Raw genomic sequence first — 10,876 nt, 5'->3', positions numbered from 1 at the left:
AGGTTTACACCCTGGCGCGCCCTGCGCTTCGAGTTTTGTGGAGAGTCATTTTGCGTGTCAGCCGTTCCTTAACAATCAAACAGATGGCGATGGTTTCTGCCGTCACCATGCTGTTTGTCCTGCTTTTCTGCGTAATTCTGCTGTTTCATTCCGTACAGCAGAATCGCTATAACACGGCTTCGCAGTTAGAAAGTATTGCCCGCTCGGTGCGCGGCCCGCTCTCCGCCTCGATTCTGAAAGGGGATATTCCCGAAGCGGAAACCATTTTAAAACGCATTCAGCCTGCCGGCGTCGTTAGCCGCGCCGACGTCGTCTTGCCTAACCAGTTTCAGGCGCTGCGGATGAGCTTTATCCCGGAGCGTCCCGTCCCGATGATGGTGATGCGCCTGTTTGAACTGCCGGTGCAAATTTCGCTGCCCGTTTATTCACTCGAACGCCCTGCCAACCCGCAGCCGCTGGCCTACCTGGTATTACAGGCGGACTCCTACCGCATGTATAAATTCGTCATGAGCTGGGTGGTTACGTTAGTGACCACTTGCTTACTTATGACGCTTATTCTCAGCGTGGCGCTCACCTGGTGTATTAACCGGCTGATTGTTCATCCGCTGCGCCGTATCGCCCGCGAGCTGAATACGCTTGCGCCGCAGGATCAGATGGGGCATCAGCTTGAGCTACCGCGTCTGCACCATGACGATGAAATAGGTATGCTGGTGCGCAGCTACAACCTCAACCAGCAGCGCATCCAGCGTCAGCAGGATGAGTTAAACAGCAGCGCCACGCGCTTCCCGGTGTCGGAGCTTCCCAATAAAGCCTTCCTGATGGCGATGCTGGAGCAAACCGTTGAGCGCCAGCAAACCACGGCGCTGATGGTTATCGCCTGTGAAACGCTGCAGGACACGGCTGGCGTGCTCAAGGAGAGCCAGCGCGAAATGCTGCTGCTCACCCTGGTGGAAAAGATCAAATCTGTCCTTGCCCCGCGCATGGTGCTGACCCAGGTCAGCGGTTACGATCTGGTGGTGATTGCCAATGGCGTAAAAGAGCCCTGGCATGCAATCACATTAGGTCAGCAAGTACTTACTGTCATTAATGAGCGGTTGCCCATTCAGGGTATCCAGCTTCGCCCGAGCGCCAGCATCGGTATCGCCATGTACTACGGTGATTTAACGGCGGAACAGCTTTATCGTCGCGCCTTCTCGGCGGCGTTTACTGCCCGGCGCAAAGGGAAAAATCAGATCCAGTTCTTCGACCCGGAGCAGATGGAAAAGGCGCAGCAGCGCCTGACGGAAGAGAGCGACATCCTGACCGCGCTGGATAACCGCCAGTTTGCCCTCTGGCTACAGCCGCAGGTGAATTTGCTGACGGGAGAAGTGAAAAGCGCCGAGGCTCTGCTGCGTCTGCAGCAGCCGGATGGTTCATGGGAACTGCCGGAAGGGCTGATTGAGCGCATTGAGTCCTGCGGCCTGATGGTTACCGTCGGCTACTGGGTGCTGGAGGAGTCCTGCCGCCAGCTTGCGGCCTGGCAGGAGCGCGGCGTGACGCTGCCGCTGTCGGTCAACTTGTCTGCCCTGCAGCTTATGCACCCGACCATGGTTTCAGAGATGCTGGAGCTGATCCATCGTTACCGCATCAAGCCAGATACGTTGACCCTGGAAGTGACGGAGAGCAGACGTATTGACGACCCCAATGAGGCGGTCGCGATCCTGAAGCCGCTGCGTAATGCCGGTATTCGCATTGCACTGGACGATTTTGGCATGGGGTACGCCGGGCTGCGCCAGCTTCAGCACATGAAAACCCTTCCGGTAGATGTGCTCAAAATTGACAAAGCGTTTGTCGACGGTCTGCCGGACGACAGCAGCATGGTGCAGGCGATTATCCAGATGGCGCGCAGTCTCAACCTGCACCTTATTGCCGAGGGGATTGAAACCGACGCGCAACGCGCCTGGCTGGCAGAGGCGGGTGTGGAGAGCGGGCAAGGCTTCCTTTTTGCCCCTGCTGTTCCTTCGGATGTCTTTGAACAACGTTACCTTTCTGGTGCTGACGACCCCGCAAAAGTGTAACTTTGTTGCTGGCTTGTGCGAGCCAGCTCAAAGTTCTTAACATTTGTGTTTCAAATTTGAACTGAGTTTATTTCTGTCCTGTTATGTGGGTGTTATTTTAAAGCCGCAGGTTAACCATAACCTTACAAAACCTGTGGTTTTTCTTCCCAAGGACACCTTATGAAAACCTCACTCTTCAAAAGTCTTTATTTCCAGGTCCTGACAGCCATCGCCATCGGTATTCTGCTGGGTCACTATTACCCTGAGCTGGGCGCGCAAATGAAACCGCTTGGCGACGCGTTCGTTAAGCTCATCAAAATGGTCATCGCGCCGGTGATCTTCTGTACGGTAGTCACGGGCATCGCTGGCATGGAAAGCATGAAGGCGGTCGGTCGTACCGGTGCAGTGGCGCTTCTTTATTTCGAAGTGGTCAGTACCCTGGCGCTGATTATCGGTCTGATCATCGTCAACGTGGTGCAGCCAGGCGCGGGGATGAACGTAGACCCCTCAACGCTGGATGCCAAAGCGGTCGCGGTGTATGCCGAGCAGGCGAAGGATCAGGGCGTGGTCGCCTTCCTGCTGGACGTCATCCCTGGCAGCGTCATTGGCGCGTTCGCCAGCGGAAACATCCTCCAGGTTCTGCTGTTCGCCGTGATGTTTGGTTTTGCCCTGCACCGTCTGGGCAGCAAAGGCCAGCTTATCTTTAATGTGATCGAAAGCTTCTCGCAGGTCATTTTCGGCATCATCAATATGATCATGCGCCTGGCGCCAATCGGTGCCTTCGGTGCGATGGCCTTCACTATCGGTAAATATGGCGTCGGCACGCTGGTGCAGCTGGGTCAGCTGATTATCTGCTTCTATATTACCTGTATCCTTTTCGTGGTGGTGGTGCTGGGCTCCATCGCCCGCGCGACAGGTTTCAACATCTTCAAATTTATCCGTTACATCCGCGAAGAACTGCTGATTGTTCTGGGGACCTCCTCTTCAGAATCGGCGCTGCCGCGTATGCTCGACAAGATGGAGAAACTCGGGTGTCGTAAATCGGTGGTCGGGCTGGTGATCCCGACGGGCTACTCCTTCAACCTGGACGGTACCTCGATATACCTGACGATGGCGGCCGTATTTATCGCTCAGGCGACCAACAGCCATATGGATATTTTCCATCAGATTACCCTGCTGGTGGTGCTCCTGCTCTCCTCTAAAGGTGCGGCAGGCGTAACGGGCAGCGGCTTTATCGTGCTGGCAGCCACCATTTCTGCTGTGGGTCACCTGCCGGTGGCGGGTCTGGCGTTGATTCTGGGTATTGACCGCTTCATGTCTGAGGCGCGTGCGTTAACCAACCTGGTGGGTAACGGTGTGGCAACGGTGGTGGTGGCGAAATGGGTGAAAGAGCTGGATCACAAAAAGCTCGACGATACTCTGAATAATCGTTCAACTGACAGCAAAAATCCTGGCTTATCCTCTTAAACTTGTCACAAATGCCCGTATTCCCTTGTGGGGATGCGGGCTCCTGCGCATAATAACTGTTCATACCTGTCATAATTCGACAAGATTTTTTTTGGGTATATTTCACTTCGGACCGTGACGTTTTGCCGAACGCGCGGTCTAATCGACGTGTTTTCATCGTCATCTTTAAGAGTGAAGCGCGTCGCGAGGCACTCTTTTTTTACCAGGAATGTTGATCAGGGGTTCACATGCAGGGCACAAAAATTCGACTCTTAACCGGCGGTTTGCTGATGATGGCAGCAGCCAGTTATGTGCAGGCAGATGCGCTCCAGCCAGACCCGGCCTGGCAACAAGGGACATTAGCGAACGGTTTTCAATGGCAGGTCTTAGCCACGCCGCAACGTCCCAGCGATCGTATTGAAATCCGTCTGTCCGTAAATACCGGCTCCCTCACGGAAAGCACTCAGCAAACCGGTTTCAGCCACTTTATTCCCCGGCTGGCGCTCACGCAGAGCGGCAGCCTGCAAGCGGTTCAGGTGCGTTCACTCTGGCAGCAGGCCATCGATCCGAAACGCCCACTTCCCCCGGCTGTTGTCTCGTATGACTACACCATGTTTAACCTGAGCCTGCCAAACAACCGTAACGACCTACTTAAAGAAGCGCTGACGTATCTCTCCGATGCCTCTGGCAATCTGGCGATCACGCCGGACACCGTCAACTATGCGTTGAGTAACAGCGACATGGTGGCAACCTGGCCTGGGGATACCAAAGAGGGCTGGTGGCGTTACCGCCTGAAGGGCTCAACGTTACTGGGACATGACCCGGCCGAACCGCTGAAACAGCCAGTGGACGCCGAACAGGTGAAATCGTTCTATCAGAAGTGGTACACCCCGGACGCGATGACGCTGATCGTGGTGGGTAACGTGGACAGCCGCGCGGTGGTGGAGCAGATCAACAAAGCGTTTGGCGATCTGAAAGGCAAGCGTGAAACGCCAGCACCTGTCCCGACGCTCTCTCCGCTGCGTGCAGAGCCTGTCAGCATTATGACGGACACCGTGCGTCAGGATCGCCTCTCCGTCATGTGGGATAACGCCTGGCAGCCCATCCGTGAATCTGCGGCGATGTTACGCTACTGGCGTGCCGATCTGGCACGTGAAGCGCTGTTCTGGCACGTCCAGCAGACGCTGAGTAAGAACAACGTGAAGAATATTGGTCTTGGCTTTGACTGCCGCGTGCTGTTCCAGCGTGCACAATGTGCCATCAACGTTGAATCACCGGGCGATAAGCTAAATGCCAATCTGGGTGTGGTCGCGAAAGAGCTGGCAAAAGTGCGTAAAGAGGGGCTTTCCGAAGAGGAATTCAATGCTCTCGTGGCGCAGAAAAAACTCGAGCTGCAGAAGCTGTTTGCGACCTACGCTCGCGCCGATACCGACATTCTGATCAGCCAGCGTATTCGTTCCCTGCAGAATCAGGTGGTGGACATTGCGCCGGAACAGTATCAGAAGCTTCGTCAGGACTTCCTGAACGGTCTGACCGTCGATATGCTCAATCAGGACCTCCGTCAGCAGCTGTCGCAGGAGATGGCGTTGATCCTTCTGCAACCGAAGGGCGAGCCGGAATATGACATGAAGGAACTTCAGACGACCTGGGATGCCATTATGGCTACCGCGCCGCAGCCAGCGCAGGCCGCCACGGCGGATGATTTACATCCGGACGCGACGGATATCCCGCAAGGGCAGTAATGCAAACATTCCCTCTCCCTGTGGGAGAGGGTTAGGGTGAGGGCATCAGCCCGCACCCTACTTAAACGGGCATCGCCTCGCGCGGAATAATCGCCCCGCGATACTGAATTACCGTGCTGGCCGTCAGGTGCCCGCGCTGTGCCGCCGCTTCTGGCGTTCCACCCGTCAGGCGTACCGCCAGATAGCCCGCGCTGAATGAATCACCTGCCGCCGTGGTATCAATCACTTTCTCTTTGGCAAGCGTCACTGCCGGAACGTCAACCAGCGCTTCACCCGCCACCGCGACCAGGCACGAATCCGCACCGCGCTTAATCACCACTTCGCTCACGCCTGCCGCCTGCGTGCGCGCAATTACGTCCTCTACCGGTTTTTCACCCCACAGGGCGTCTTCATCGTCGAGCGTCAGGAAGGCGATATCGGTGCACTGCAGCATCTGCTGATAGACCTGCTGCGTCTCTTCGCGGCTGGCCCACAGGCGCGGGCGGTAGTTGTTATCGAAAATAACCTTACCGCCGTTGGCACGGCATTCGCGCAGCAGCGAGAGCAGCTTGTCTCGGCTGGCGGGGCTTAAAATCGCCAGGCTAATGCCGCTCAGATAGAGATAGTCAAATGTCGCCAGCTCTTCGCAGATGGCCGCGGCCGCGTCGCTCTCCAGCCAGAATTTGGCTGCGGCTTCGTTACGCCAGTAATAAAACGTGCGTTCGCCTGTACTGTCGGTTTCGATGTAATAAAGCCCCGGGAGGCGGTTTTCCATACGCTGAATCAGCGACGTTTCAACATGTTCACTCTGCCAGGCCTCCAGCATTTGCTGGCTGAAGCTGTCCGTACCCAGGGCGGTAACGTAGTTCACGGTAAGCGCCTCAGGCGCGACCTGACGGGCAATATAAACGGATGTGTTTAACGTATCGCCACCAAATCCGCGGCTGACTTCCGCGCCTTTTTGTGACAGCTCAATCATGCATTCGCCAATCACGGCAATTTTTTTGGACATAGTCGTGAACCTGAACAGAAGAATTATCAGCAGTGTGCGCTGAGTGAATTAACTGGTCAACTATATTAAAACAACGTTCCATTATTTTTTTGAGCCAGCGCGTGTTCCCGCGCATTTCTGTCATCTTAATTTCATTTTCCGGGTGAATTGAACATAAAGTTCTCAATTGTCGCGCCGATAATCCTGTGACGAGTCCAGAAAGGCTATCCCAACAACAGGACATCTGAAATGAAGTCAGAGCAGGTTATCCAGCGGCTGAGCACTACGCCTGAGGCAAGTATTGAGAACTTGCAGGAGCATCGCTACTGGCTGCAATGTGAGCGTGCGTATACCTATCAGCCGATCTACCGAACAGATGGTCGACTGATGGCCATCGAAATTTTGACCGTCGTTACGCACCCCTCAAACCCTACTCAGCGCATCGCGCCGGATCGCTATTTTGCCGAAGTTGCCGTTCGCCAGCGTCTGGACGTGCTGGAAGAGCAGCTTCGCATGCTGGCAACGAAGCACGCCTTTTTCGAACAGCACGATATCCTCGCCTCGGTGAACGTCGATGGCCCAACCCTGCTGGCGCTGCGCCAGAACGCCAAATTGCAGGAGCTGATCGCCACCCTGCCGTGGATGCGCTTTGAGCTGGTGGAGCATGTCCGTTTGCCGCAGGACTCCTCGTTTGCTTCGATATGCGAATACGGTCCGCTGTGGCTGGATGACTTTGGCACCGGCATGGCGAACTTCTCCGCCCTGAGTGAAGTGCGCTACGACTACATTAAAGTGGCCCGCGATCTGTTCATTATGCTGCGTCAGACCCCGGAGGGGCGGAATCTGTTTACGCTTTTATTACAGCTGATGAACCGCTATTGCCAGGGCGTGATTGTTGAAGGTGTGGAAACACTGGAAGAGTGGCGCGATGTGCAAAACTCTCCCGCAGCGGCGGCGCAAGGCTACTATCTCTCTCGCCCGGTGCCCATGGATCGCCTCGATAACGTCATAACGACCCTCTGATAAACCCGCTTCCCTTTGTCTGGACTATAGTTTTACAGGACAGGTCATCAGGAAAGGGGATAAAAATGACAAGAACAACCAGGGTAATCTCCTGGACAGCAGGGATTTTCTTGTTGTTGATCGTGGTTGTCGCCATCATTATTGCGACGTTTGACTGGAACCGTCTCAAGCCGACCATCAACCAGAAAGTCTCAACCGAGCTGAACCGCCCCTTCGCCATACGGGGTGATTTAGGGGTGGTATGGGAGCGCCAGAAAGAGGAACCCGGCTGGCGAAGCTGGATCCCCTGGCCACATATCCATGCTGACGACATCATTCTTGGCAACCCGCCGGATATCCCGGACGTCACAATGATCCACCTGCCGCGGGTTGAAGCCACGCTGGCTCCGCTGGCACTCCTCACCAAAACGGTCTATCTGCCGTGGATCAAACTTCAGCAGCCCGATGCGCGCCTGATCCGCCTCTCCGAAAAAAACAACAACTGGACGTTTAGCCTGGCCAGCGACAGCGAAAAAGATCCGAATGCCCAGCCTTCTTCCTGGTCATTCCGTCTCGACAACATTCTCTTCGATCGCGGACGGATCGCCATCGACGATAAGGTCAGCAAGGCGGATGTGGAGATCCTGGTCGATCCGCTGGGCAAGCCGCTGCCGTTCAGCGAGGTCACGGGGACGAAAGCGAAAGGTGATGCGGCAAGCGTGGGCGACTATGTCTTCGGCCTGACGGCAAAAGGACGCTATAACGACCAGCCGCTCAGCGGTAAAGGGAAAATAGGCGGTATGCTGGCACTACGGAGCGAAGGCACGCCGTTCCCGGTGCAGGCGGACTTCCGTTCCGGTAACACCCGCGTGGCGTTCGTGGGCACGGTCAACGACCCGATGAATATGGGGGGCGTGGACCTTCAGCTCAAATTTGCTGGTGATTCGCTGGGCGAGCTGTATGAACTGACCGGCGTTCTGCTGCCGGATACCCCACCGTTCGAAACGGACGGGCATCTGGTCGCCAAAATCGATACCGAAAAAGCGTCTGTTTTTGACTACCGGGATTTTAACGGTCGGATCGGCGACAGCGACATCCACGGCACGCTGACCTACACCACCGGAAAACCGCGCCCGAAACTGGAAGGGGATGTTGAGTCCCGTCAGCTGCGTCTGGCCGACTTGGGCCCGCTGATCGGCGTTGATTCCGGTAAAGGTACGAAGTCAAAAGAGGTGAAGAAAGATCCTCAGCCTGCCGGCAAAGTGCTGCCTTATGAACGTTTTGAGACGGATAAATGGAACGTGATGGATGCGGATGTGCGCTTCAAAGGCGGAAAAATTGAACATGGCAGTACGCTGCCGATAAGCAATCTTACGACCCATATCCTCCTTAAAAGCGCCGACCTGCGTCTGCAGCCGCTGAAGTTTGGCATGGCGGGCGGGACGATCTCCTCGAACATTCACCTGGAAGGCGATAAGAAGCCGATGCAGGGACGGGCGGAGATTCAGGCGCGTCGATTGAAGCTGAAAGAGCTGATGCCGAACGTCGAGTTGATGCAGAAAACCCTCGGTGAAATGAACGGTGATGCCGATATTCGCGGCGTGGGGAACTCGGTGGCGGCGCTGCTGGGCAGCGGCAATGGTAACCTGAAGCTGCTGATGAACGACGGGCTGGTGAGCCGCAACCTGATGGAGATCCTGGGGCTGAACGTCGGTAACTACGTCATCGGGCAAATCTTCGGTGATGACGAGGTGCGGGTGAACTGCGCGGCGGCCAATCTGGATCTGGTTAACGGCGTGGCGCGCCCGCAGATTTTTGCCTTTGACACGGAAAACGCGGTGATTAACGTGACCGGTACCGCCAGCATGGCCTCGGAGCAGCTTGATCTGACGATTGACCCGGAAAGTAAGGGGATTCGTATCATCACCCTGCGCTCGCCGCTTTACGTGCGCGGGACCTTCAAAAATCCGCAGGCGGGCGTGAAGCCCGGACCGCTGATTGCGCGTGGCGCAGTGGCTGCGGCGCTTGCGACGCTGGTCACTCCAGCCGCAGCGCTGCTGGCCTTGATTTCGCCGTCAGAAGGCGAGGCGAATCAGTGTCGGACCATTTTGTCGCAGATGAAGAAGTAAGTTGCGGCCTGTTATTGCCGGGTGGCGCTGCGCTTACCCGGCCTACATTTGAATCGTAGGCCGGGTAAGGCGTAGCCGCCACCCGGCATTAGCTTACAGAGCCTGATGTTTCGTCTCGTGCGTCAGCAGCAGCGCAATCAGCGTCAGTCCCGCCATTGCCGCCAGATAAACCCCCACATAGAACAGACCATAGTTCGCCTGCAGCCAGGTGGCGATATACGGCGCTACGGAGGCGCCCAGAATAGACGAGACGTTGTAAGAGAACGACGCGCCGGTATAACGCACTTCCGTCGGGAAAAGCTCTGGCAGCAGCGCACCCATCGGGCCGAAGGTCAGCCCCATCAGGCTCAGACCAATCAGCAGATAGGCCATCACCAGCGCCGGGCTACCTGAACCCAGCAGCGGCGGGAAGACGAACAGGGCAAACAGAATGATCAGCGTGGTGATGGTAATCATGCTCGCGCGGCGACCGAACTTATCCGCCAGCAGGCCCGCAATCGGAACCATCACGCCAAACCCGATCACCGCCATCATCAGCATCCACAGCACTTCGTTACGCGGCAGACCCAGCCCAACCGGCGCGGCGGCGGTACTGAAGGTCATGGAGTAGACGGTCATGATGTAGAACAGCGTATAGGTTGCCAGCATGATGAACGTGCCCAGCACGGTCACGCGGACGTGTTTGGTCAGCAGCGTACCCAGCGGCACTTTCACCTGCTTGTTCGCCGCGGCCACTTTTGCGAAAACTGGGGTCTCATGCAGAGAAACGCGCACGTACAGGCCAATCAGCACCAGCACGGCTGAGAAGATAAACGGAATACGCCAGCCCCAGCTCATGAACTGTTCATCCGTCAGCAGCCAGGAGAGCAGCAGGAACGTCCCGTTGGCAAAGAAGAAGCCAATCGGTGCGCCCAGCTGCGGGAATGAGCCATACAGCGCGCGCTTGCGTGCCGGGGCGTTCTCGGTGGCCAGCAGCGCCGCGCCGCCCCATTCGCCGCCAAGGCCCAGACCCTGACCAAAACGGGCCAGCGCCAGCAGGACAGGCGCCAGAATGCCGATGGTTTCATAGGTCGGCAGCAGGCCGATGGCCACGGTGGAGATGCCCATCGTCAGCAGCGAGGCCACCAGGGTGACTTTGCGGCCAATGCGATCGCCAAAGTGTCCAAACAGCGCAGAGCCAATCGGACGCGCAACAAACGCGATAGCAAAGGTCGCCAGAGACTGCAGCGTGGCCGCCGTCGGATCGCCCTGTGGGAAGAAAATATGCGGGAAGACGATGACCGCGGCGGTGGCATAAATATAAAAGTCGAAGAACTCAATGGCGGTGCCAATCAGCGATGCGACGACAACTTTATTGCGCGAGTTTACCGGAACGTTTTCCGTTCCTGAGTCGAGTGTGGTGGCTGTTGCTTGCATAATATTTTCTTATTTTTGTCGAACGAAAGGCCATATTACGCACAGCAAAAGCGACATTTCAATCTGTAACAAAGCCGCGCACTGGTGATAAAAGCAACAAAAAGCGGATAATTTTCAGGCCAGCCAAAACAGGTC

The 10,876-nt window shown here is 56.3% G+C and carries 7 protein-coding genes; 5 read left to right on the top strand and 2 right to left on the bottom strand.

From position 1 onward, the window contains the following. The first annotated feature begins 50 nt into the window (after positions 1 to 50). The 3 genes from hmsP to AC4IC4_RS21780 all read left to right on the top strand — a co-directional run bounded on the left by hmsP (position 51) and on the right by AC4IC4_RS21780 (position 5,224). Positions 51 to 2,057, top strand: a complete 2,007-nt coding sequence (gene hmsP, locus AC4IC4_RS21790; RefSeq protein WP_024908830.1) for a biofilm formation regulator HmsP — start codon at positions 51 to 53, stop codon at positions 2,055 to 2,057. Positions 2,058 to 2,216: 159 nt separating this feature from the next. Next, a complete protein-coding gene (locus tag AC4IC4_RS21785) occupies positions 2,217 to 3,503 on the top strand; it encodes a dicarboxylate/amino acid:cation symporter (RefSeq protein WP_032662127.1) in 1,287 nt (428 codons plus the stop codon). Between the two features lie 227 nt (positions 3,504 to 3,730). Further along, on the top strand, positions 3,731 to 5,224 hold the full coding sequence (locus AC4IC4_RS21780; protein WP_024908831.1) for a M16 family metallopeptidase: 1,494 nt from the start codon (positions 3,731 to 3,733) through the stop codon (positions 5,222 to 5,224). Positions 5,225 to 5,285: 61 nt separating this feature from the next. Here the strand turns inward: AC4IC4_RS21780 and kdgK are convergent, their stop codons facing one another. Further along, positions 5,286 to 6,215, bottom strand: coding sequence for a 2-dehydro-3-deoxygluconokinase (gene kdgK / locus AC4IC4_RS21775; protein ID WP_491471879.1), 930 nt, complete (start codon positions 6,213 to 6,215; stop codon positions 5,286 to 5,288). A 228-nt stretch (positions 6,216 to 6,443) separates the two neighbouring features. Here kdgK and pdeH point away from each other — a divergent pair, with 228 nt between their 5' ends. Next, on the top strand, positions 6,444 to 7,217 hold the full coding sequence (pdeH, locus tag AC4IC4_RS21770; RefSeq protein ID WP_024908833.1) for a cyclic-guanylate-specific phosphodiesterase: 774 nt from the start codon (positions 6,444 to 6,446) through the stop codon (positions 7,215 to 7,217). Positions 7,218 to 7,282: 65 nt separating this feature from the next. Further along, a complete protein-coding gene (locus AC4IC4_RS21765) occupies positions 7,283 to 9,325 on the top strand; it encodes an AsmA family protein (RefSeq protein ID WP_491471878.1) in 2,043 nt (680 codons plus the stop codon). Positions 9,326 to 9,418: 93 nt separating this feature from the next. Here the strand turns inward: AC4IC4_RS21765 and AC4IC4_RS21760 are convergent, their stop codons facing one another. Then, on the bottom strand, positions 9,419 to 10,741 hold the full coding sequence (locus AC4IC4_RS21760) for an MFS transporter (protein WP_024908835.1): 1,323 nt from the start codon (positions 10,739 to 10,741) through the stop codon (positions 9,419 to 9,421). Positions 10,742 to 10,876: the final 135 nt, after the last annotated feature.

The sequence above is a fragment of the Enterobacter sp. Taxon_2 genome (genome assembly GCF_058355295.1).
Note: the sequence above shows the minus strand (reverse complement) of the source record. Positions and strands in the feature narration are given on the sequence as shown.

What these genes read in the sequence shown, in the direction of transcription:
- AC4IC4_RS21785 (WP_032662127.1), top strand. Translation starts at nt 2,217, where the DNA reads ATGAAAACCTCACTCTTCAAAAGTCTTTATTTCCAGGTCCTGACAGCC.
- AC4IC4_RS21780 (WP_024908831.1), top strand. Translation starts at nt 3,731, where the DNA reads ATGCAGGGCACAAAAATTCGACTCTTAACCGGCGGTTTGCTGATGATG.
- kdgK (WP_491471879.1), bottom strand. Translation starts at nt 6,215, where the DNA reads ATGTCCAAAAAAATTGCCGTGATTGGCGAATGCATGATTGAGCTGTCA.
- pdeH (WP_024908833.1), top strand. Translation starts at nt 6,444, where the DNA reads ATGAAGTCAGAGCAGGTTATCCAGCGGCTGAGCACTACGCCTGAGGCA.
- AC4IC4_RS21765 (WP_491471878.1), top strand. Translation starts at nt 7,283, where the DNA reads ATGACAAGAACAACCAGGGTAATCTCCTGGACAGCAGGGATTTTCTTG.
- AC4IC4_RS21760 (WP_024908835.1), bottom strand. Translation starts at nt 10,741, where the DNA reads ATGCAAGCAACAGCCACCACACTCGACTCAGGAACGGAAAACGTTCCG.